17 protein-coding genes and 1 pseudogene are annotated in these 24,164 nt (G+C 47.3%); 4 read left to right on the plus strand and 14 right to left on the minus strand.

Features of this window, described 5'->3' with window-relative positions; translation table 11 throughout:
* The first annotated feature begins 61 nt into the window (after positions 1-61).
* Entirely contained in the window at positions 62-1,435 is a 1,374-nt protein-coding gene (gene radA, locus BGX14_RS03715) for a DNA repair protein RadA (protein WP_095879092.1), read from the plus strand.
* 51 nt (positions 1,436-1,486) lie between these two features.
* On the opposite strand, the gene BGX14_RS03720 is transcribed toward radA, so the two are convergent.
* Genes BGX14_RS03720 through BGX14_RS03730 form a run of 3 tightly spaced genes read right to left on the minus strand, consistent with a single transcriptional unit; the run spans position 1,487 to position 5,367 of the window.
* Complete coding sequence (locus BGX14_RS03720) at positions 1,487-1,972, minus strand: dihydrofolate reductase (protein WP_073302925.1); 486 nt, start codon at positions 1,970-1,972, stop codon at positions 1,487-1,489.
* 12 nt (positions 1,973-1,984) lie between these two features.
* Entirely contained in the window at positions 1,985-3,478 is a 1,494-nt protein-coding gene (locus tag BGX14_RS03725) for an oligosaccharide flippase family protein (protein WP_095879093.1), read from the minus strand.
* Entirely contained in the window at positions 3,475-5,367 is a 1,893-nt protein-coding gene (locus BGX14_RS03730; RefSeq protein ID WP_095879094.1) for a hypothetical protein, read from the minus strand. Before BGX14_RS03730 ends, BGX14_RS03725 begins: the two co-directional genes overlap by 4 nt.
* Positions 5,368-5,710: 343 nt before the next feature.
* Between BGX14_RS03730 and BGX14_RS03735 the strand changes: the two genes are divergently transcribed.
* Positions 5,711-6,535, plus strand: coding sequence for a phosphatase PAP2 family protein (locus BGX14_RS03735; RefSeq protein ID WP_158223220.1), 825 nt, complete (start codon positions 5,711-5,713; stop codon positions 6,533-6,535).
* Between the two features lie 96 nt (positions 6,536-6,631).
* Here BGX14_RS03735 and BGX14_RS03740 read toward each other — a convergent pair whose 3' ends face one another.
* From BGX14_RS03740 to BGX14_RS15750, 3 genes are read right to left on the minus strand one after another with little or no spacing between them, the layout of a single operon-like run.
* Positions 6,632-7,153 (minus strand): hypothetical protein, encoded by a 522-nt coding sequence (locus BGX14_RS03740; RefSeq protein WP_073302919.1) that lies wholly within the window; start codon positions 7,151-7,153, stop codon positions 6,632-6,634.
* Positions 7,150-7,593 (minus strand): AAA family ATPase, encoded by a 444-nt coding sequence (locus BGX14_RS15745; RefSeq protein WP_198951143.1) that lies wholly within the window; start codon positions 7,591-7,593, stop codon positions 7,150-7,152. Before BGX14_RS15745 ends, BGX14_RS03740 begins: the two co-directional genes overlap by 4 nt.
* Positions 7,590-7,943 carry a hypothetical protein gene (locus BGX14_RS15750; protein ID WP_198951144.1) on the minus strand — a complete coding sequence of 118 codons (354 nt, stop codon included), beginning with the start codon at positions 7,941-7,943 and terminating at the stop codon, positions 7,590-7,592. Before BGX14_RS15750 ends, BGX14_RS15745 begins: the two co-directional genes overlap by 4 nt.
* Positions 7,944-8,382: 439 nt before the next feature.
* Between BGX14_RS15750 and BGX14_RS15480 the strand changes: the two genes are divergently transcribed.
* The gene (locus BGX14_RS15480) at positions 8,383-8,577 is read left to right on the plus strand and encodes a hypothetical protein (protein ID WP_158223221.1); all 195 of its coding nucleotides are present in this window, start codon (positions 8,383-8,385) and stop codon (positions 8,575-8,577) included.
* A 108-nt stretch (positions 8,578-8,685) separates the two neighbouring features.
* On the opposite strand, the gene BGX14_RS03755 is transcribed toward BGX14_RS15480, so the two are convergent.
* The 6 genes and pseudogenes from BGX14_RS03755 to BGX14_RS16435 form a co-directional block, all read right to left on the minus strand.
* The gene (locus BGX14_RS03755; protein ID WP_095879095.1) at positions 8,686-15,645 is read right to left on the minus strand and encodes a hypothetical protein; all 6,960 of its coding nucleotides are present in this window, start codon (positions 15,643-15,645) and stop codon (positions 8,686-8,688) included.
* 9 nt (positions 15,646-15,654) lie between these two features.
* Complete coding sequence (locus tag BGX14_RS03760) at positions 15,655-16,974, minus strand: prepilin-type N-terminal cleavage/methylation domain-containing protein (RefSeq protein ID WP_095879096.1); 1,320 nt, start codon at positions 16,972-16,974, stop codon at positions 15,655-15,657.
* A complete protein-coding gene (locus BGX14_RS03765) occupies positions 16,971-17,432 on the minus strand; it encodes a hypothetical protein (RefSeq protein ID WP_095879097.1) in 462 nt (153 codons plus the stop codon). The genes BGX14_RS03760 and BGX14_RS03765 overlap by 4 nt, the downstream gene beginning before the upstream one ends.
* 9 nt (positions 17,433-17,441) lie before the next feature.
* Positions 17,442-17,969, minus strand: a complete 528-nt coding sequence (locus BGX14_RS03770; RefSeq protein WP_158223222.1) for a Tfp pilus assembly protein FimT/FimU — start codon at positions 17,967-17,969, stop codon at positions 17,442-17,444.
* 198 nt (positions 17,970-18,167) lie between these two features.
* On the minus strand, positions 18,168-18,545 hold the full coding sequence (locus tag BGX14_RS16430) for a helix-turn-helix domain-containing protein (protein WP_369833018.1): 378 nt from the start codon (positions 18,543-18,545) through the stop codon (positions 18,168-18,170).
* A gap of 60 nt (positions 18,546-18,605) precedes the next feature.
* Positions 18,606-19,621 (minus strand): annotated as a pseudogene (locus tag BGX14_RS16435) (DnaA ATPase domain-containing protein); the annotation flags it as partial.
* A gap of 356 nt (positions 19,622-19,977) precedes the next feature.
* Here BGX14_RS16435 and BGX14_RS03785 point away from each other — a divergent pair.
* On the plus strand, positions 19,978-22,146 hold the full coding sequence (locus BGX14_RS03785) for a UvrD-helicase domain-containing protein (RefSeq protein WP_095879101.1): 2,169 nt from the start codon (positions 19,978-19,980) through the stop codon (positions 22,144-22,146).
* Positions 22,147-22,181: 35 nt separating this feature from the next.
* On the opposite strand, the gene BGX14_RS03790 is transcribed toward BGX14_RS03785, so the two are convergent.
* Both BGX14_RS03790 and BGX14_RS03795 read right to left on the minus strand, forming a co-directional pair.
* Positions 22,182-23,162, minus strand: a complete 981-nt coding sequence (locus BGX14_RS03790) for a lysylphosphatidylglycerol synthase transmembrane domain-containing protein (protein ID WP_095879102.1) — start codon at positions 23,160-23,162, stop codon at positions 22,182-22,184.
* Positions 23,163-23,255: 93 nt separating this feature from the next.
* Positions 23,256-24,044, minus strand: a complete 789-nt coding sequence (locus tag BGX14_RS03795; RefSeq protein WP_073302902.1) for a class I SAM-dependent methyltransferase — start codon at positions 24,042-24,044, stop codon at positions 23,256-23,258.
* Positions 24,045-24,164 lie beyond the last annotated feature (120 nt).

Here is a 24,164-nt window from a genome sequence, read left to right on the forward strand (position 1 = left end):
AGCTGTCACTTAAATACAGTGGCAGTTTTTTATTTTAAACCCGATTTTTATGGAGTAGCCAATGAAAGCCGAAACAGAATTTGTCTGCACCGAATGTGGCGAAGTCACCCCAAAATGGGCGGGGAAATGCCCGAATTGCGGAAGCTGGAGTACTCTCGTCGAAAGAGCCGCCGAAAACAAATCCACCCGGCGAGGACTTGGCCGCAATTCTTTGGACAAAGATGGAACAGCGGGAATTCCCCGCCGCCTAGCCGATATCCAGACCACCGCGACCCAAAGGCTCAGTTCCGCCAGCCCCGAATTTGACAGAACTCTCGGCGGCGGCTTTGCTCCCGGCTCTTTGGTGCTTATCGGCGGCGATCCGGGAATCGGCAAATCCACGCTGGTGCTGCAAACCATGGCGACCATGGCAAGCGCTGGAGTCAAAGCGCTTTATGTCAGCGGCGAAGAAAGCGCGGTCCAGGTCAAATTGCGCAGCGAACGGCTGGGAGTTTCCGGCAGCGACTTGATGCTCCTTTGCGAAACCAACTTGGATAGGATTTTGGAAAAGGCAAGAGCCATTGAACCGGAAATCATGGTAATCGACTCCATCCAGACCATTTACAACGCCGAACTGCCGGGAACGCCGGGCAGCGTTTCCCAGCTGCGGGAAAGCACCCTGTCCCTGATGGTTTTCGCCAAAAATTCAAATTGCATTACCATCCTCATCGGGCACGTGACCAAGGATGGGCAAATCGCTGGCCCCCGGATTCTGGAACACATGGTCGATACCGTCGCCTATTTTGAAGGCGACCGCAACAATCAATACCGGATTTTGCGAACCATCAAAAACCGTTTTGGCGCAACGGATGAAATCGGCGTATTCGAAATGACTTCCGGCGGGCTTGTCAGCGTGACCAACCCGAGCAAGATATTTCTTGACGCCACGAATATGAACTCGCCCGGCAGCGTCGTCAGCTGCACCATCGAAGGTTCCCGCGCCATGCTTTTTGAAACGCAGGCCCTGGTGAATCAAACGAATTACGCCGTCGCGCAACGGGTCGCCGCCGGAATCGACCCCAAACGCCTGACCATCATTCTGGCGCTCCTCGACAAATTCGGCGGCATTCCCATCGGCAACTCCGACGTTTTCGCAAGCATCGCCGGCGGGCTCAAAATCAACGACACCGGAACGGATTTGGCCATTGCGCTCGCTATCGTCTGCAACCATCTGGGCATCACGCTTCCACCCAAAACGATTGTCATCGGCGAACTCGGTCTTTCGGGGGAGATTCGCTCCGTCAGCCAGACCGACCTGCGGGTAAAAGAAGCGGAAAGGCTCGGTTTTGAACACATCCTTCTTCCGGCTTCGTCCAAAATCTCCAAATCCTCTAAAATCGACATCCGGCGTTTTCGCAAACTGGATGAAGCGATTGAATTTGTACGGGGAGGATAGCAAAGGGCGGCGAAATTTCAACTGGCTCACTAACTACTAAAAACTAGCTACCTACCGGACAAGCACTTGAAAAGTGCAAGAAAAATCGTCCCTTTCGCCTTTTTCACAAAATTCTTCACTCAGCATTTTCCAGCCTGAACCCCAAGGCGGCATTTCCACGTCGCCGTTTATCTGCGCATGAACCCGGGTCAAATAAAGCTTTGCCACCAGCGGCATTGCCGCCCGGTAAATCTCCGCCCCGCCTATCACAAAAAGTTCCGACTCCCCGCTTTCTTTCGCAGCGGCCACCGCCGCATCCAAGCTCGTGCAAACAACGCAGCCCGGCGCTTCAAAGTTTTCATTCCGCGTCAGCACATAATTCGTGCGGTTCGGCAAGGGGCGCCCAATGTCTTCATAATTTTTGCGTCCAAGCAAAACGGAATGCCCCGAAGTTATCGCCTTGAAGCGTTTTAAATCCTGCGACAAATGCCACGGCAAATGCCCGTCCTTACCAATCACATTATTTTCCGAAACCGCAACAATCGCCGAAACAAGCATCGTCCGAAACCTCTAATTTTTCTTTGAAGAATTTTGCGCTACGCCCTTTTTATAGCCGGAAAGCCCCTGTTTCCAAAACGTCCACAGCAACAAAAGAAGCAAAACCGCATACACGACCGCCTTCAAAGAAAGCGAAGGCGAGGGGGCGAGCTGCAAATAAACATAAAACGCCACCAGGAGCGCCATCCAAAACACCTGCCCCCAAAGAAATTTCTGATAAAGCCAGAATCCCATTTTTTTCAAATAGATATTCATCCAGATACTTTGCAAAATTTGGTAGGACATCGACGAAAGCGCCGCCCCCGCAATGCCCAGAACCGGAATCAGCAAACGGTTCATCGCCAGCGCAAAAATGAGCGAAACCACATTCATCATCAACATGAATTTGCTTTTACCTAAACCGTTGATGACCGCGCCAGAAAGTCCAAAAAAGCCGTTAATCAAATTGCCGATAATCAGAATTCCCAAAACCGCGACAGGATTTTCCTCGGTAATAAAAGACTTGCCAGCAATCAGCATCGTCTGTTCCGGAAAAAACACGATAAAGAATCCGATACCCAACTGGATAAGTGTCACCATCGAAACGCAATACGAAAAAACGGGGTTCAAATCGGTTTTCAGGCGTTCCGCAGACATCGATGCAACGACCGGCTGCAAAATCGGATTGTAGCTTTGGCGAATGGTTTTCAGTCCATTTGAAATCGTAACCATGACCGCATAAATACCAGCGGCTTCCGGACCGATAAGCGCAAGCACCATCCAAAGGTCCACGCGAAGCAAAAAAGCGGCGACAATTTCGGCAAAGCCGAGAGGCAGCGAAAAATCCAGAAGTTCCTTCGGAATTTTCTTCTTCTGCAAAAAGCGAAGCTCCGGAAACTGCATTTTCATCAAAAAGAAATACACCATAACGCCCAATATGTTGGCCATAAAAAAGCCGAGAGGCAGCGCAAATTTTCCCGAGATTCCCGCAAAGTAAAAAGCCAACGCTATCACCGGAGAAAGAGTCGTTACCGCAAAATCGTTAATGAAAATCTTGTATTGCGGACGACGGTTCCCCTCCGAAGCCCCGGCAAAAAGCAACTGCGCCGTATAAGGAATCACCGAAAGGACGTAGAGGGAGATTTCCGCCGACGAAAGCATGGCAAGCCCCGTCGAAAACCTTTGCAAATTGAAAAAAGAACCCATCCAAAGGAGAGATGAAATAATCAAAGCCACAACAAGCGCAAACCGCAACGACTCGGCGATACCTTCGTATAAAATACGCCCGCACACCTTGTTCTGCGGCAAATAGCGGTGCAATCCCTTGTCGAGCCCAAGAATCGCCACACGGCTAAGCGTCAAAACCAGAAGCTGCGTGGAAACGTAAATGCCAAAAAGTTCCTTGCCAAAAACGCGCGCAACGACAATCGTCAAAACGGGCGCGATGACTTTCAGGGCGGAACCCAAAAAAGTAAACAGCGTACTTTTCATCAAAAATTTTTGATCGGTCTGTATGGAATCCATCATCGTCCAGTCGAAATTAAAGAAACTCCTGGGAAATTTTGCAGCCACTGATTGACTTCATACTGCGCAATAATTTGCGGGTCGATTTCCCGATAAGGTTCTTTCATAAAATCTTCAACGCCATCCAAAGAATTATTTTTAATAATGTATATGTTCGACGGATGATAAAAATCCGCCTGTTCTATTTGCCAAGAATTGGTCAAAAGTTTCCGCTTTAAGAATAACGCATCAAAAGGTCGGAGCGTAAATGCCGATTGATTTTCATCAACGATATCCACAATACAAGCGGATTCCTGCAAATGGCGTACATTTTCATCCAGAGGAATCGCATCGCATTTGTCTTTCACTAAATAGAATAAGGTTCGGAATCCTCTTTTTTGCAAAGCGCGTTCCAAAAGGGATATTGTTTCTTTTCTTTTTTTCTCTTTCCCAATAAAATAAAAATCCTGCCGAATAGAAACATTCTCCGGCTCATCACATTTCCGATTGACGTTTTTGACAAGTTCCAGAGAATAGGCTTGCGCATCCTTCGCTTCAATCGTGTAAAAGTTAAAATTCTGATTTTTTAAAAAGTCCACTTGCTTTTGAATAAAATGCGGAAACGAATGCCAGCGGGATAAGGGATTCCAAAAAAACACCTTTTTTCGGCGAGCAGAATGCAAGCCCTTATTCAACACAGGATATTCCTGAAGCGAACAACAGTCCCAGCAAAAAACATCTCCACAAAGAGATTTCAGTTTTTTCCGGGTCTTTCGGGAATAGCGGAAAAAAAATGCTAAAGGAAAAATATGCAAGTGCAAAAACAATCCATAAAGCGCAAATTTCAAACGGTTATTCTGAAAATGAAGAGGAATCTTTTCGACATCTGGAAGCGTAATTCCCTGAATAACAAATTCACTGGCTTTGAATTTTGGATTATAGATGACCGCCAAAGAGTGTGTTTTTTTTTCTTTCAATAATAATTCTGCCATCCGCGGAAATTGACGATAGATAAAAAACAGCGGGAAGCGCATTTTCGCATCAAGGGTTTCTGGAGCAAAAGCAAATTCCATTTTAGCATTGCAGATAATTTGCCGAGACCTTTCATCTATTTTTCCGTTGCGCTTAATAGATTCAAAAAAATCCTTTCGCATCAAGGGATGCGGTTCTCGCTTGCCATCAATTCCCGAGCCAAAAAAATGAACGATTTTCGCTTGACATAGCAATGGGTAGATAACTTTCACGCGATATAAATGATTATAAGCTTCGCGAACTTGGCAATTCCACGTTCCTGGCAGTTCCCGAATGGGACGCCCTAAAAGATGATTCGTTTCATTCAACGAAATCTGGTCCGTATAAATGCCGCGGGAAGCACAAAAAAGATAGAGTTCATGCCATTTGTCAAAAAACGCATGGGCTTTCGGTGAATCCTTGGCATAAATCACGCCGCCATTAAAAAAAAGATCCTTTAAAGAAAGAGTAAATCCTAGCGTCTTTTTATCCGCGTTGTTTTTCTTGTGCCGGACGTGATAGGAATCGTTTTCTCGAGCGTGCAAGTCAGAAACCGCAGCAATATCGGCGTCTTCGTCAAGAGAAAGTTCCAATTTATCTGTAATCGCCGTATCTCCGTCGATATAAAGAAAATCCCCCTCCAACAAATTCCGCATATTCGTTTTCAAGCGGCGGGAGCGTTCCTTATTAGAAATTTTTTCGTCAAAAGGAACGACCTTATATTCTTGGATGAATTTTTTGATTTCAGCACGGAAGCCGAACAACGTTTTATCGGTTTTATCATCCACAAGAAGTGTAACAAAAGCTTCTGGATTATAATGCTTCAGCGAATGGACAGAAGCCAAAGTCTGTTCATAGAAAATATCGCTATCGTTGCTGACCAAGATGTATAGGAATTTCATAGCGGGTTCCCAAATTTCCGCCTAAATATACTTTTTGCTTTGCCCTTTCCAAGGGAGGAGTTTTTAAATACCGGACATTCGGGAGTCAAAGGGGCATTTCGTCATTCACTTTGCTTCCACCTCGCTATGAAATGCAGACAAGATTTTGCTCGACATCAAATGATATTTTGCCCTCCATCCACATTTTCCGGCTTGTATCAAATGATATTTGCTCTCTATCCACATTTTTCCGTTTGCATCAAATGATATTTTGCTGACCTGGCACTTTCCCACTCCGATTTTACTCACCGCAATGCCAAAAGCCCCTTGTCTTGAAGTCCACTCAAAGTATTATCTTATCAAAATGAAATTTTCCTTTGCGCTGCCGATTATTTTCTTTTGGATTCTGGCAACCTCTGCTTTCGCCGCCATCGAACAGCCGGAACGCGTCCCGCTCTTCCCCACTTTGTTTCACCAGTTCGGGTGGAACGCCCTGGGCGCATTCACCTATGGCTATGGGGCGCATTGGGCGCTCGGTGCCGCCGGGACTTACGGGCTGGTGGAAAGCGGAGCCGACTGGAAATGGAACCGTTTTTGCGTTCGACACGAAGCTCTTGCTACGTGGGCGACTCTTCCCGGAGGCGTCATCGGATCGCTCGCGCCGTTCATCGTTCCCCTGTCGATGTATTGGGGAAGCGACAGCCGCGAAATCCAAATCGCTGGAATCGCGGTCGGTCAAGCCGCCATTCTCGGATTTGGCGTCACCAGCTTTGCCAAGATTTTTACGGGGCGCACGCCGCCCCACGTTGCCGACGCCGCCGATGGAGACAAAGATTACCAAAAGGACTACAGCGGGGATTTCAAATGGGGAATCTGGCGCGGGGGCATTTTTGACGGCTGGCCTTCGGGACACACGGCAACAGCGGTCGCCATGGCGACAACTCTTGCGACCCTCTACCCCGAAAATGCGGCGATTCGCATCGGAGCCATCGCCTATTCCCTGCTTATCGGGGCCAGCATGTCTTTTATGGCGCATTGGGAGAGCGATATTTTTGCGGGAGCCCTTGTCAGCTTTGCCATTGGCCGCACGGTGGGAAAAAGCTTTGCCAACCTTCGCGACGGCAAAAGCGAAGACCGCGTTTCTTTTTATTTCTACCCTAACGGTGCCGGGATTGCCGTCCGCTTCTGACGCTCGAAACGAATACTCGTTTTTCACAAAATCAAATGGCGTCTTTTTCTGGAATCCACAAACGAAAAGGGAAAATTATGATTTGAATCTGGGGACTTATCTAGCCGGAAGAATCCCTATTTTTCGAGCCATTTCTTCATTCACGACTTTTATCCAATTGGCGTCTTTTGGACTCCAGACTTTACGCCAGCTTTTTAAATTTCCATTCATGTTAAAAGCGTTTTGTAAATCCGGGAGCCATTCCTTTCTAAAATTTTGCCCGTTCGCATTTGTTCCTAAAACCAAATAAAGTTTAAGCCGAATATTACCCCAGTTTTTCAAATTGTTCGATTCGCCGGGAAGAACTCCTAGAAATTTGCTGGCAGCAATATGGATAGAATTTATCCATTTTTCAGATATGGTGCTTATATATTCAGGCAATGCGGAATTTCCCGATTTTGCATTCGGGGCGGAAGACTTGGCTTCGATAAACCGCATCTCGTTATTTTCCCACCAAACAAACTCAACTGTTTTCAATTTAAAATCATTCTGTTGAGCATACGGTTCGATATAAAACAATTTTTCTTTCGGAAGCACGAAAGTCATTCCCGATTCTGTTATCTTCACCTCTTCTGTCATAGCCGAATTTCCTGTTCGTAAAGACGGATGGACTCGGCAATAATTTCGTTGTCTTCCGGAATTCCGTCCTTCAAGTTGTTCAATGTTAAATTTTCGCCCAAGGATAAAATGGGAATGTCTATTTCATTTTCCAAGGCAATCAAATACAGTTTCTTTACGACAAAGTAGGAGTGCGAGCTAATAAAAAATTGAATTCCCGTCTTCGACAACTGAAAAACAATATCCAAAAGTTTCGATATGGCTGCAGGATGCAGAGACGATTCTATTTCGTCAATAAAAACGACAGACTTCGGCGACAAATAGCGATTTCCGAGCAGCGTATCCAGAATGCCAATTTTCTTGATTCCATCGGACGCCAATTCTATCGGAAGCGTAATATCGTCCTTGCTAAACATCCATCTACTTTTCTTCTTGTCAAAGAAAACAATGCCGCCGGTCACCCCTTCAATTCTTTGCGGGAATGCGCAAAGTTTTTATAATTCTTTCCCTTTGTTGTCGGAAGCGACAAAGCGGTGCACAAATCCGAATAGGTTTCATCAAATCCAAAGATTTTGTCCACATATCGAGCCTTGTTGATAATGGATTGAAGCGATATCACTTCCTTCGCCGGAATAAAGACAGAATTTACATTTCTCGGTTTTGGAGAATCTTCGCCGAAAGTCAATTTGCCTTCGGATGAAATTTTTATGGACAAATGTTCTTCGGAAGTTCGCCATTCAAATTCCGCAGGCGAATTTTGCCCGACCCGAACGATCTCGGAAAGGGAATCGAGCTGAAAAACCCATCTCAATTTTTCGGAGAAGATAGAATAGAACGAACGATCATCTTTCCCTCGTTTATACATTTCAGCAGACTTTACGCCAGAATAAAGAGCCTTTAGCAAAATCGATTTACCCACTGAATTTGGGCCGACAATCAAATTGATTTGAGCAAGAGAACCTGCCTCGGCTTTTTCTATACAACCAAAATTTTTAAGGGAAAATGAGAGAATCATGATATCAAATATATAAAAAGAAAACTCGCCAGCATTCCTATCAACCTAATCCCCATTTTAAAATGCAACATCATGACAACGTCAAATCACTAACGCCCCATTTCAACTTCTTTGAGCTCTATTCATTCTATGTCAAACAAGTCCACTCGGAGACAGAATTGCCGTCCGCTTCTGACGCTCGAAACGAATACTCGTTTTTCACAAAATCAAATGGCGTCTTTTTCTGGAATCCACAATGAGATCCAAACCCCTACAACTAAAGCCCATTTCAAAACAAGTGATTAGAGGTGCGATGATGTTCATTGAAATAAAAGAAATGATAAAAAGAAACAGCGAAAATTCTTTTTTGTTCTGTGGAAGTTTTGCAATAAAACCCATCGGATTTCACGCTGAACCATTATACGCAGTGAAAATTCTGGCGCAATTTTAGAAAATCTAAAAAAAACGTCAAGAATTTTTGAAAAAAATTTCCCCTGCCCAAGAGCAGAGGAAATGATAAAAATACGAGGAGTATGTTTTGCAAGAGAAAGGAATCGCCTTAATTGCAATCAAAAACATAAAGCTTAGTTACAGTACAACCATCAGGCACTTCCAGTTTTATAACAGACAAAGCTGGAACTGTTGACTGACTGTACGAACATTCTTTTTGTTGTCCATTGACGAGTATTTCCCCACTACCGCTCGCATGAACTTGAACGCCCGAACAAGCTTTACTGGTATTAAATTCGTAACACGCACCAGTAAAAGTGCCATCAATATATTTATTGGAATCCCATTGACCAATTATCCAATCACTGCTCAAACACGTACTTCCTTCCGAGTATTCCACATTAAAGCTGCAACTTGCGCGTTCCCCCTTGGAATTGGACACGTTGAACGTATAAGTCTCCGTTACGGCATAACTTGCGCCAGCAAAGGAAATAGCACCGCCCGTATAACCGTTTCCTGAAGCACTTGTTCCTTCGATAGTATAAGAGCAACCGTTTGTACAACCGCTTAAGGATTTCGGAGTTACAGAAACCGTAGAGCCAACGGATTTTGTCATATTATCCGGACAAGTAATTGTCGGAGCGACGTCGTTAATATCGATTGTATTGGTACAAGCAGAAGAATTGCAATTCCAAGAAGCAAGTGTATAAACAAATGAACCTGGGGAATTTTCTGAAGTCGTTACCGAACAAATTCCGTTACTGCAACTTGCTCCTCCAACATAGCTTCCATTTTTCGAATAGTTTCCACCAAAGCTATTTGGGTCCTGCTGGATACAAATCCATTTTAGAACATAGGTTTGCCCCATATCAATCGAATTGATTTTATTTCCATTCAAGTCTTCTACGGAGCATTCCATAGACTCTTCTTTAACCGTGAGAGAAACAGAACAAATCGTCTTACCTGAGGCTTGAAGAGTAAAAGTATGAGTTCCAGCCGAAAGCTTTCCTAGATTTATACTGGACACACCACTCCATGACGAAATTGTTCCTGAACCCTTGGAGTACGCTCCTTCATATAAAGAAACATCAAAAGTGGCCGCCTCATTCGTATTATTTTTCATCAAGAAATAAGCATCTTGCGAGTCATACAAAGCATCACTTCCCGATATGTTGTAGTTATTTGGCTGCACATTGCACGTCGCCGTTATCGCTCCTGCACTACTGCTCGAAGCCTCAACACTACTACTACTGCTGCTTGAAACTTCGACAGCGCTGCTGGAGGATTGCGCAGAACTGCTGCTGACACCGGTTCCGGGAACCGTAAACGATTCTTGACAAGAAGCCACACCGTTTCCATTCAAATACAGCAATGCGGAATAAGTTTCGTCGTTTCCCTTGGGCGAAAACGGCGGTAAAACATAGGAATAGCTGGATCCCGTCCCCGATGTCGTAGAACCCGCATTTACCACATTTCCTAACTGGTCGTGAACCGCCACAACGATACTCCATGCAGATCCATTGCTTGCAGGCGTCACGTCCGCTTTAAATGTATTCCCTTCAATTCGGCAATTCGATACGGAAGCCTGTGACGCTTCTTTGACTGTAAAGTTGCAACTCGCCGTTTTCCCCATCGAAGAAATTTTATAGAAATACTCTCCGGCAGATAAAGGAGGCGTCGTATTCGCCGTCGGAGACCAAGTTTCCGAATTCCCCGAAGTCGTTCCCGAAGCGGATTCTCCCGTTCCTTCCAGCTCCAAAGTATAATCGCAACCGCTAGACGGGCAATTGTCAATTCGATAGGTCAATTTGGGAACCCCTGCTCCGGTAAAGACTTCGGATTTCGCGACGGAACAAGTAATTGCCGCCGGTTTGAAAGTCACTTCATCCGTCGTGCAAGAAACTTCGCTCCCTGTCGAACTTTTCGCTTTTACAACAAACGAATACGACAAATCCACTCCGCCATTGTTTAAGCGCGTGTATAGGTCCGGATCACTAATCGAAAATCCGCTGCCATCTGTGGGGCATGTAACGTCTGACAATCCGTTAATTTCACTCGAAGAAGGCGTTACAGAACACCCGTTACTCGCCACCCCCTCCGGGTTGGTAAATTTCGCATCGATTTTCCAAGAAGTCCCGTTATAAGTTGCGCCACAACTGGCGATCCCTAACGCATAAGGGCAAGAGGACGCGATATAGGAAACATAAAAATAGGAAGTACCCTTTAAAATCACGGCGGTTACAGCCTGGGGGTCAAAGGTTTCCAAATCCGACATGACATTCACATTCAGCGAAACATCTCCATTCGTAGTAAGGTACCCGGGCAAACTGAAATTTCCCAAAGAGTCTTTTAGATATACGGTGATTGTCGCATTTTCATCTAAGTTGGCTATATGGAAATAAAGCGTGGCCTCCCTTAAATTGAGCGCAGCACCTGTTAAAAATTCTTTGTCAGTTTCCGCAGGCACATATTCTTCCGAACCCGACAAAATCACCGCATTTTCACCACAGCGAGTCACTTCCCCCACCATGAACGTTCCGCAAGACGCCGTGTCACCGCTTAAACTGGAATTCAGGCTGCTAGGACAGTCCGCTTGCACCACAACATTTTGCCGAATGCCCGTATAATTATACGTAATGCCGTTCCATATAAAAGAACCGGAATCAGGGACTCCGTGAAGGCCGCCTTCGGAAAACTGGTAATACGAACCGACCAGGGAGAATCCATAGCCTCCCCAAGAAAAGCCGTTGTAAGAAGTTTGATTATCCAAGCCATTATAGTAAAACTTCAACGTGCAACCGTTTTCGCTGAACCAGCTAGAAGTGCCTACCCAAGGCGTCACCAAGCTGTCTTTAGGGACGATGCTCCCTAAATAATTCGCCTTAAAGGAACAGCTGAGCTTGGGCGTCTCCCAGCAAGCGTCACCATAATCAAAGCTTTCCCAACCTAAATCGTACACGCGGAAAGGCGAATCGGCAAGGGCAAAACCCACATACTGGTGCTCCAAATCGTTCATTCCATAAGACGAAAGATCAAAAGTCGCCCCCACGGTAGAAGATATATCAAAAATCTCCCCAAGAATCGAAGAAGAAACCGTCGCGCTAACAGTCAACGTGGAAGAGGAAACTGTCATGGAAAGTTTAATCATCGTCGTAGGTGAAATGATTCTCTGAACACCGTTTACATCCAAGAGAGTCTTTTCAATGCAGCCGCTGCTGTTCTGAATCCCCTGACCAGCTCCTTTGCAAATACGGGCAGTAAGAACGCCTGCATCCCCAAAACCCACACCGAATACATTCAAAATCAGATATTCGCTCATCGTCGCGTTCGCCCGAAAGATGATGCCGGAATTCAAAAATTCATTTTGCTTATTCGATGGCATAATGGTCGTTTGAAACAGGGAGGTCATCGTACCGTTGGATCCTGCATCTGCTGCTCGCAACACAAGGGTCTGCGTTCCGTTCTTATTGTTCGCATTTTTCGTATTTGTCGTATAAATGGCGCCGTCTTTGATAACAGGGGCTGCATTCGACTTGTTGTTACCTTTGACATTGGTAAACATCATCTGCCAATTCGCCGATGTCTGCGAAATATCGCAACCTCCACTGGATGTGCAATTTTGTATGCAATTCGTTTCCCCGGCACTGCAGAAGGCCTTCAGCGAAAGAAAATCTTCGTAGAAACAATGCTTGTCCTTATCATTGAATTTTGCCGTGACTTCGTTATCGGCAGAAATCAAAAGCGAATAATCCGAAGAGTTCGAAATATTGACGGGACAATTATCCCCCAAGCACTTCCAATAGGAGAATTTATCGCTCCCTTCTTCATAGGAAAGCTTGATACGGCTTCCCGCATAAACGGTATAATCACAAGCGCCATCGCTTTGCGTACATGTATAAGATGGCGAAGAAGGATACGTTCCAGTAGCCGATTCATAAACATGAATTTTTGCATCGTTGGAGGATGCGCCTTCGAGTTTCACGGTAAGGGTATAGGGTTTCCTTTTGACGGACGCATACAGCGGATAGGTTTGATCGTTTTCCGGGCTTAAAATGGAATTGTTTTCCGAGGGGATTATCCGTTCGCAATAATCGGGAACGGAAGATACCCCTTTTAAACCGATAGAGAGATTCGTTCCGCAAGACCATTTATTGTTCACTTCTTCCACGCTGCAATTCAGGCCGGAAGCCTCTACCCACGAGCCCGAAATGAAATCATCGCAATCCGGATAGTGCGCTTTTTCATCCCAACCTTCATCTTCGCAAATTTGTACATTTTCCGTTTGCGCGCAATACGCCTCCAAGGATTTACGCTCCACTTCAGCATGACCAGTTACCGCAACGATTTCCAAATTCGGGGAACCGATAATACAGCCCTCGCAAGGCGTCACCAGTTGGAAAAGCATCGTTCCTTGAGCCGCTCCGGAATTAGCGCAGACCTTAAACAACGCTATTTCGCTTGCGCCCGTAGCCGAAGGCGTTGCCGACGCCGTAAAAATTCTATTCAAGTCAGTCGTCCCCGAGCGCTCCGATACTCCCGACAAAGCGGTCATTGTCCAATCAGATGGCAATGAAGATACAGAAACATCCACGGAAATCGGATTTGCTCGCGTCGAAGAAGGTACCACAAGGGTCACCTCCGCACAAGTTCCCCCCGGAGCGATTTCGGCAGCACTTTCTTTAAACTTCACCGCAGGCGTTGTCCCCGCCGTGCCGGAAATAACGACATAGAAAGGTACCGTCCCATAGGAACCCGTTGAAGAATAAGCACATTCATAAATTCCTTCATCAATCAAGGCGTCGTTTTGATAAAGCAATCCCGCCGTATTGATGCCTGACGGCGAGCAGGAAACATTCGATGCGGAAGGCGTTTCATTCGCCCCGTTCAAATTGATGACCGTATAATAATCGGAAAGTTGCCCAACCGGGTCCCTGTTCAAATAAATGACGCGCGGAAGGACGAGAATCGACGGGGAAATGCCGTTATAATTATTTGCCGACGGCGCTTTTTCCTTGGCTTCGTACTGGGATTCCAGCGTAATCCCCAGCTGCGGAGCGGTCGCGATGTAATAGGAGTCGTACGCTCCAGACGATGTGGTGGAAGAACCGCCGGAACCACCCGAAGAGCCACCAGTTCCAGAATTAGAGTTGCATTTTCCCGATCCATCATTGTTGCAAATAATCCCGGAAGTAGCCAACATATCGTTAAAATCCTTATCCGATACGGCGGACAATGCGGCATTATGCGTTCCCGTGTTTAAAGAAGCGCAATTCGACATAAAGATGGAACCTTGCATCGGATGGTTCACATTCATTTGGAAATCTTTGATGTCTTTATCGCTAAATATAAAGTAATGATTGTTATCGCTATCCCCTTTATAGAATCGAATAGTTTTATTCCAACCGTCGGGGAAATAGATAAACGCTTTAGATTGCTCAGTCATTGCTGGCAAAACAAATTCATTGCCACTGTTGCCGTCGGAATGAATAATGAAAACATACTTGCCGTCAAGCAATGTTCCTGGAGTAGCAAACATGGGATCTGTCAAATCAATAACTAGCCAAGTATCGTCATACTTTTCATCGCTTTCCGCAGTCGCATAACAGGCGTTTACTTGAGCGACCCAATCGGAAGGCCACTGTTTCCATATATCCAAAGCAGGACATGCGGCATGGCTCTCCTGCTTTAAAACCACTTCCGAAGTAAGGATATCCTTATTGAACTGAATCGGATCTTCCACATACTTGTCCGTTTGGCAACCATTCGCCGTTCCGCCATCTTTGATTCTTTCTTTAAGTGAATCCAAACGATTTGCCTTCCAATCATTCAAATTCGTTGGTGCTCCGCCATTATGGTATTGTCCCGTAATACTGAAATAGGCAATGTCTCCCGATAACGCCGACTGGAAATAGGTACTCGGATCGCCCGATTTTTCAGCATCGACCGCATTCACTCGATATACATTGGGGATATATGTATCCGTTGAAGCAGAGGCTCCAAATTTTACTCTGGCTACATCCACATAGTTATGGGTTCCAGAAATGCCATCTTTGATATAAGTGTTCAAACCCACTTCCAACGGAAAACTTTGATTGCTATTACCTCCCGTGTTAAAAACCATCGCATCATTGATGACCAAATTTTTCCCTACTTTCAAGTTCCACGTTCCATTATTATCCGGCATCTTTACCGTACCGTCGGAAGTCAAATTGCCACTCACAGAAAGAGTTCCGCCGATTCCTCCGCCACAACCACCTTGGGTTCTGGGGCCCTGCCATGTCAAATCAATGCCGCCAGCTACATACAAATCCCCTGCAATCACGTCACCGGCTCCCCCCATCGTTGCGTACCATTTTCCGCCAACGAAGACATCCCCGTTTACATTAACATTTGTGCAGCGCATAAAATCGCCTTCCACATACATGGTCCCCACATTGGTGGAGGAATTGAACTCCGCCGTTCCCGTCACAAATAGATAATCGGTCACATTGACGGTACTAAAGGCGGCTCCACCGCCATTTGTCGCATCGGGGCTTCCATTGACAATGATCGAATTCACATTTAAATCACCAGCACTCGCTAGAGATCCAAAAAACGCTTCGTTAAAATCTATTTCAGAACCTTCCTGCGGTATCTGCACGCGATACAATCCGTTCACATTCAAAATGGCGACTTCGCTGTGTTTGGCTCCATTACGCGCTTCGCCCTCCGAAAAAATCTTCAGCTTATAGGAATTTTTTTTCGCATTCACACCCGTCAGCCATACATTGTAGTTTTGCCCGCTGCGGTTCAAAGGCGCAAGAGCCGAATCCAAAAGGATCGGTTTCTTGTCATTTGCAAAATAATCGGCAATGAGTGCCCCCACATCGTTTCCGTGGTAGGTCATCCAAGAACGGGCCGCTTCAATACCGGAAACCGCACTCATATACGCTTCGCTGCGCACCATGCGTGACGCCGAAGACTCCCCTTCCCGGGTAATCCAGCGATAGGTCGCCGTCGCCGCGATGGTCGCCACAAGCATGAACAAAAGAACCGTGATTAAAGAAACACCTTTTTTCCTTTGCAGCATAAAGCCTCCTTAATCCCGGGGTCCGTTGCTGGGAATCGGCACCACCGAAGTGACCTGTCCCGTTTCCCCATTTTGATTCACCACCAAATGCCAGCGCAGGGCTTTTACATTCTGCTTATTCCGCACATATTGGGCGTCCGATTCGTTTATATTGATCGATTCGTCAAACTGGTAATTCGCGCTTTCCACCTTGCGCAATTGCACATCGCTCAAAAAAACAGTCCCTGTCGCCGCTACCGGAGAATAAGAGGCGAAGGTGAAGGCGAGGCAGACGTCATTAATGGTCTCCTTGACGCTGAATCGCATGGAGCGCAAGCCTTCTGCAGCGCCTTCGAGAGTCGGCGGGTAAAACAGAAAGTCGTTCAATTCCGCCGGTCGGGAAGCGTCGTTCACATAGCGGAAACCGACGGACATGTGGTCGCGCCCCGGGCAAAACATCCGGCTGGCGTCTTCGGAATAGGGCATGGAAAAAGAGATTTCGTATTCTACGCCAGATTCCAAAGAAATTTTTTTGCAAAGGCTTTTCCAATTTCCGGCATTGCTGTTAGCAGTTGCCAAAAAGACCTGGTTTGCGTTTTTCCCGTCGTTTGTCGGCTTTTGCAATTCAAAGTCGTAATTCGAAGCGAAACCGCTGAGTCCGACGGATGTACCGCCGCTGGACGGAGTCGCCTGCAAATACGCAAAATTGTCGTCGCCAAAACGGGGAATCAGTCGGAAGGCCTTTTCGGAGGTATCTGAACTCGGCAAAATCCGGGAATTCGCAAGGTCAGCCTGCGGTTTCGCCGGGAGAACCGTAAAGAGATCCACATTTTCCGCCATTTCAACGGTCAATGGTTCGTCTAAAGGACAATTTTCAGGATCTTCCACGCCGGAAATCGTTTGGCAGGAACGTTTCAGTACGCCGTTTTTCACATACCAGCCGATTTTTTCCACAGCGCCGTAAGTTCCATCTCCCCGATAACGCATCCGCAAAAGTCCCAAGCTGTCATTTCCGGCGACACCATTAAAATCCTTCACGATTACAAAAGAAGAGGAATCCGGACGGGTGGCATCATCTGGATGGATGTAAATATTCTCCCTCTCCACAAAAAACGTATCGGCTGATGCCCCAAGGCTCAACTCCTTGGAACTTTTCGCCCCTAGCTGCGAAACGTCGTCCTTAAAAAGTACACCGACATTTTCCGCCAGCTGCGCCGCTTTCAACATGTTTTGGGAGCGCACGCGGAAACGGGTACTATTGGAAAACGCTTCGCCCGCGACCAGCACAACAATGCCTATCATCGCCATATACACGACGAGTTCCATCAAGGTGAATCCGCGCTTGTTCATCTGATTATCCTCGAAAGCTGAATCGATTGCAGCGAGTTTTTAAAAGGCCACGAAACCGTAATGAGTACCCGTTTGGCGTAGATATGGGAAACGTTTTCGTAATCCGAAGAATCCGAAGCTAAAAAGCTCGAATCCGGAGAAGTCAGAACGAGTGCGGAGTATTCCACCGTCATGTCATGGGAAATCAATCCGGGCTGCCCCCGCCACGTCCGGGAAATTCCCTCAAAACGAATCGTGTCTTCCCGCAGCAAAGCGAGTCCCATGTTATTCAAAGAATCGACAATCTGTTGCGCCACTTCAATAGCGCCGTCACGTCCGCGAATCCGGAGAAGAGCATCTCGATTCCCGGTTTGCAAATGGTTCAATGCCGCATACAGGAATCCGAGTACGGCAATGGAAACCAGCACTTCGACGATGCCGAATCCCTTTTTGCCATTCTGTCCGTTCCGCCCTTTCATAAAAGCCTCTTATAAATCCGACCAGGAAGATCCGTCATAGCTCACACGGGGCACCACGGCGTTTTTGTTTTTGTATTTGACAGCGATACCGTAGAGAGATTCGCTGCCGTATCGCGCCAAGAAATACCCGGCAGGAGCGGCGGAAAGCCCGAAACGGTGGACAAAATCCGCCCCGTCGGAAAGATTGGATACATCATAGCCGTCCATGGATCCGTCGATGATTTTTACGCCGACCACCATTTCCAAGCGGTCGATTTCATCCGAATCATCCGCAATATTGCCACAGGAACCTTGATACATGCCGAGCAGCTTGTCCGAAATTTTTTTGACGCATACGGTATCGTTCAACTGGCGCGCTTTATTCGAAGCGGTTTCCATGAATGCCGCCATATTGAACGCCGCATCCTTTATCCGGGAATTGGCGATGGCACGCTGCAAACCGGCATAGCCCGCAGCCGATAAAATGCCGATGATGATGACAACAGTCAGCACTTCTACCAGGGTAAAACCCTTTTTTGTCCAGATATTCCTTTCCACATTATAAATTTACACTTTTTTACATTCCTCGGTAAACAAAAAATGACCGAAGCGGCCCCTAGCGCAGGCAATTCCCCATTCTTGTCAAAACGATGCGCTGCCGCACACATTTTCCCGCTCACCGTCCAGCGGATTATTCCAACTTGCCATAAGTGAACAAGTCGTGGTGAGTGGCCCGTTGGAAAGAGCCGAAGCTCGCTACAGGGAAAACGACTGGCGAATCTTTTCTATCGACTGGGCGTAATCCGGATTCCGGCGCATTTCCCGTTCCACCGCCTTGATGCTCGCGATGACCGTCGCATAATTGCGCCCGCCGAACTGGAAGCCGATATTCAGCAGCGATTCCTTGGTCAGCTGGCGACAAAAATACATGGCGATTTTGCGAGGCTCCGAAACCGACCGCACCCGCGTATTCGCCGTCAGAGATTCGACGGAAATCCCATGGGCCGCCGCGACGACCTCTTTGATGGACGAAATCGTAATCGCCGCTTTTTTCCCGCTCGCCGTCGGCAAGGTCGTGTCGCACGAGCCGCAAAGTTCCTTGAACAAATCCAACGTCAATGAGATGCCCAACAAATCGTGATAGGCAAAAAGCTTGGCGACAACTCCTTCGATTTCCCGGACATTGCCTTGCTGGTGTCTCGCGACCCACTGGAAAATCTTTTCCCGTTCTTCCGCGGGGATTTGCAATGCGGCGGCTTTCCTCCGCAAAATGTTTACGCGGGTAATCAGATCGGGCACGCTTACGGCGATGCTGTTGCCGTCAAATCGGGAAAATCCTTCAAACAAGCTCGGTATTTCCGAGGGACGGCGATCGGCGCTAAAAACCGTCACCCGTTTGGAATTGACCCGCGCCTGCAACACTTGGAACAGGGCTTTTTCCGTCGCTCCATGACCGATTCCCGCCAAAATCTGGATGTCGTCCATCAGCAGCAACTGCGAATCTTCATACGTCCGACGCAATTCCGCCGAAGCTTCCGCGCGTTCCTGCCGAGAAAGATCCGGATTCTGCGTTTTCATAAAATCCTTGAGGAACTGTTCGGCAGTCCGGTAAACGACCGTCGGTGCGGTTTCATACGTCAGCGCATAGCGCCCAATGGACTGGAGCAAGTGCGTTTTGCCGACTCCCGGCCCCCAAAAAGAAAGAACGGGTTCATGGAACATTCCTGCGGATTTTCCGCTACGGAACGGCACATGGCGAGCGCAATCCGATTCGATTCGCCTTCGACAAACGTGTCAAAACGGTAATCCGGGTAAAAGGATGCGAGAAGCGCCTCTTTTCTTTTCGCCCGTTCCTGCTCTTTTTCCGCTCGGGTGCTTAAGACCGGAGCGACCGCCGCCGATGAAAATTCCTGGACCTGGGAAGCCAGACTATCCGGAGAAACGGAAATCGTATAATCAACGACATCGGAAACCTGGCGAAACGCCGACAGGAGAGCTTCCTTGAAATGCCCATCGACCCAAGAAGCGACCAGTTCGTTGGAAGCGACCAGCCTGGCACGCCCGTCTTCAATGGAATCCAAAGTCAGGTTCCTGTTTCCGAACCACATTCCAAAACCATTCGCCGGAAGCAAATCACGCAAGCAAGAAAGGACATCGTCCCAAACGCTCGAACGGGCGTCCTGGAGACGGATTACATTATCTAAAGGCATTTCGACCCAATCATCTCACAAAGGTTTCAAATCAAAACTGGCGAGAATTTAATAAAAACGCGTTAAAAAGGACTGGCCAGCGCAAAAAAATTCAGAAACCGCAAAAAACCGCAAAAACCGGCGGTCGGCATTTTATTCAGAATATATAACCATTTGAATGACCACTATCTCACCAAACAGACTACATCAAAAATCACAACTTATCCACCGAAAATTTTCGTACAACCCCTTGCCAAAAATTTCATTTCATCATTCAGAAAAAAATCGAATGCTTTTTCCCATTTTTCCCGTTTCGAGCGTTTACACCCATAGAGACAGATTCGGGCAAAAGTCCACCGACTTTCAAAGAGGAAAATATGGAAAGAGAGGAAATGGAAAAGGAAATTCTGAAAGGCCTCAACAGCGATCAGAGAAATGCGGTCCTCTACGACCACGCCCAAAACGGCCCGCTGATGATCCTTGCCGCCGCCGGCTCGGGAAAAACCGCCGTGCTGACAAGGCGCATCCAATGGCGAGTCCTGCAAGGAGTCAAGCCCGAATCGATTCTGGCGCTGACTTTCACCGCCAAAGCGGCGCAAGAAATGCGGGAACGCGTGCAGAAACTGTTCCCCGATGCGGATATCCGCTTGAGCACCTTCCACTCCCTGGCTTATTCCATTTTACGGGAAAAGTTCAATGGAAAATTCGGCTGGGAACTGGCCGGTTTTCAAAAAGTGCCGAAACCCGTTTCCGAAGAATCCGAATATTTCGCCTGTGCTCTTTCCGAAAGGCGCATCGCCGCGCGAAAGCTTTCCAGGGAGGAGCTTTTCAATCCTCGCCTTTCACATAAACTCGTCCGCAAATTAAAGCCCATTCAAGAAAGCGTTCTGCAATCGGGCAATATCGTTTTTGAAGACCTGATCTACCTTTCTACAGATCTTTTGCAGAACAATGCCCAAGTCAAGCAGGAAATCCAGCAACGTTTCCAGGAAATTCTCGTGGACGAATACCAGGACATCAACCAGTCCCAATATCTTCTGGTGCGCGCCATTCTGGGAGACCGTCCGCACCTTTTTGCTGTCGGCGATGACGATCAGGCGATTTACGGGTTTCGCGGGGCGGACATCGGAAACATCCTTCGTTTCCGCAGGGACTTTCCCCATTCCCAATTGTTGCGGCTCGAATGGAATTACCGTTCCGTTCCTCAAGTGCTGTACTTGGCAAACAACATCTTCAAAGAAAAGCCGCTGCTTTTGCGAAAAACGCTCCGGGCGGGAAATCATTCCCAAAATCCGCTTTTTTTAGAAAATAGAAGGCCCGAAATATGGGAAAGCGACAACCCGCAAATAGAAATGCTCCGGATTGTCGCCAAAATCCGGGAACTGCGAACCGCCTACGACCTGGAATTTAGCCACTTTGCGATTCTCGTGCGCTACAACCGACAGCGACTCTACTACGAAGAAGCCCTTGCCGATTTTTCCATTCCCACTTTCCGGGAAGCCGAAGAGGACTCGCCAGAAATTCCGGGAGTGCACGTGGAGACCGTCCATGGCTCCAAGGGCCTTCAATACACGGTCGTCTTTTACGCCGGACTCGCCGAAAGGCTGACACCGGGAGAATGCGAGGGAACGAGAAAGCAAAGAAAACGCCAGCTGGAAGAAGAAAAACGTCTATTTTATGTGGGAGTCACCCGCGCAGAAGCGGTATTGATTTTATTATATTGTAAAAAACGTTTTTGGAAAGGCCGTCTTTCCGAATTCAAGCCGTCCCGCTTTCTCTGCTATTTGGACAGACCTGTTCTGGAGAAGTCGCCCATGCCTCTTTTTCTTTTTAAGATTCGTTGCGTTCTGCTTATCCTGTCTTACATGATTTTCGCCACTCCTCGCTTTTTATTTCGTCGATTCCTGATGAAAAAAACGGTGGACGCCTGGGTAGATTTTCACGTTCAGGATTTTGCGAAGTATTGTTTTAAAGTGCTGCGGGTACAAATCGATATTGCAAACCAGTCCGCCCTTTCCCGCGTGGATTGGAACCGTCCGGTTTTTGTCGTCGGAAATCATCAGTCCTATTTCGACATTCCCATCGTCTTCCTTTCGCTCGGGCGAACCATCGGCTTTTTTGCCAAAAAGGAACTCACCTACATTCCGTTCCTCAATTTCTGGATGAAAGCTCTGCATTGCATCTTCGTCGATCGCCAAAATTCCAAAACGGGCAAAATCATCAAAGAGCGCATCGAAAATTCAAAGGAAACCGTTCACGTTTTTGTTTTCCCGGAAGGAACCCGCAGCAAAGACGGCACGGTCAAACCATTTAAAAGCGGAGCATTCCGCCTTGCCTCCGACCTCAACGCCACGATTCTCCCCATTTACATTGAAGGCTCCCGCGAGACATGGGAATCCCGGAAAAATACGGGCAAAGTCATTGTCAAATCCACCATTCTGGAACCCGTCGATGTGAAGGTTCTCGCCGAAGACCACCCCGTCAATCCGAAAACCGAACTCGTCCCTCTTGTTTACGAACAATTCCTTCGCGCCAAAAACGGCTAGAAAGCAAGCCCCTTTTTCCTCGGACGTCGCTAAGGCTAGCGGCGTTTTTTCTTTTCGGACAGGAAGAAGACGGCACCAAAGAGGCTTACCACCAGACTGACCAAGTAGGCAAGCAACTGCACCATCACCGCAGAAAGTCCCGGAGTTCCGATCCGTTCAAAAAGCGATTGAGCAAGAAGCTCTCTCGGTCCAAAACCGCCGATGGAAATGGGTAGCGCACTGACGACGGCGACCATCGGGATGAAGAAAAAATACCACGACACATCGATGGAAAGGCCGATGACCAGCCCGCAAAAGAAATGCACGACAATCCGCAAGCTCTGCGTCACGGCAGAAAGAATCGTGATGTGCACCCAAAGCTTTCCGCTGCGAAATTGCTGGAAGCGCTCCTGAAAATGGAGAATGCGAATCTGGATTCGAGCCGGAAAAATCTTTCCCGAGAACCAGGCGAAAATGCGGCCCAGGCGTTTGCTGAAAAGCCCCGCAAACAAAGTGCAAAATCCCAAAAACACCCAGAACGAAGGCAAAAGGAACAGACGCTGTTCCGGATCGTGGACAAAGAAGAGGAAGCCCACGGCCAGAGCCAGAACATTCAAAAAGAAAAGCCCGAAAAGACGGTCAAAAAAAGTCGCAGTAAGCCCCCCGCCCAGCGTTTTCTGGTCGCCCTGCATTCGAATATCATAAACTTTTTTTAAATCGCCACCGACATTTCCCGGCATGAAATTGTTGAAGAACAAACCGACGAAATAGAGCTTTACCAGATGTCCAAAGCCCAAGCGGACGCCCTGCTTTTCAAGCAGCAACTTCCATTGCAGGCAGCCCGTAAAATTAGAGAGGAAAAGGCAGAGCAAAGCGATGAAAAGCGGACGGATAGATGCTGCGGAAAACAGATCCCAAATGTCGCCCGTATCCCAACCCGGCGTGCCGACGATCTTATTATAGACAAAGTAACACGGGACGAGAGTGACCAGCAGCTTTACGCCAAAAATCAAAGAGGACTTTACCCGAGTATTCATCAATGCAAATTCATCCTTTGAAAATACAAACTCTTTTTCCTCGACCCGGGAGCATTAAAGCCTTTTCAGGAAAATTTTTCTTGCCATGGAAATTTATTCTTTGGGCTTTTGCGAAAGAATCCCGATAGACAGCTGCGTATAGCGCGAAAGCGCGATCCTGTCAAAGCGGTCCAAAATCCAGTTGTTCGCTTTTTGGTAAGCGGTACCAGCAAACGGATACTTCGGCAATTCCACGTTGAATTTAAAACACAATTCCCGAAAAGAGCGATAAAAGAAATTCGGGCGCATCCAGTCGCCATATTCATAGCGGATTTGAAAACCCGAACTTTTCACTAGACGGCGCAATTGACCGATGGTAAATTGCGTTTCCCAACCTGCAAACCACTTTTTCATCGCAATCAGAATGTGCTTGACGACTGTATATAAGTGGAAAGTCTGCGGAACATCGCAAAGGAAATAGCCGCCCGGTTTTACAATCCGGAAATTTTCCTCGATCAGCGGCTGCGGATCCACAAAATGTTCCGCCAATCCCTGATGGAACACCAAGTCAAAAGTACCGTCCGGAAACGGAGAATGGAAAGCGTCTCCGCGGATGCAATGCAGATTTTCTTCCAGATGTTCCCGAATCCGCAATGCTTCTACGGTTTTTAAGCTTTCCGCCGAAAAATCGAGAACATAGACATCTGCGCCCTGTTTTGCCAAGTCCGCGCTGTCGCGACCCGAACCGGGTCCCACTTCCAAAATTTTCATTCCCCGCACATTCGGGAAATGCTTGTAAATCGTCTTCAAAATCGTCGGCGAAGCAGGATAGACCTTAGACAGATCTTTTTTACGCGCCCAAAAGCGATCCCAGACGGATTGATCCGGTTCTTGAATTGTCATACGGCTTCAAATATAGGATTTTTGCCCTTGCACGACAAAAAACACATCGAATCGGAGATTCTTTTCCCAAAATGGACAAAATAGATTACATTTAACATCAAAACGTCATCATTTATTTAC

This window comes from Fibrobacter sp. UWS1 (assembly GCF_002300445.1).
In the GTDB taxonomy this organism is placed as follows: domain Bacteria; phylum Fibrobacterota; class Fibrobacteria; order Fibrobacterales; family Fibrobacteraceae; genus Hallerella; species Hallerella intestinalis.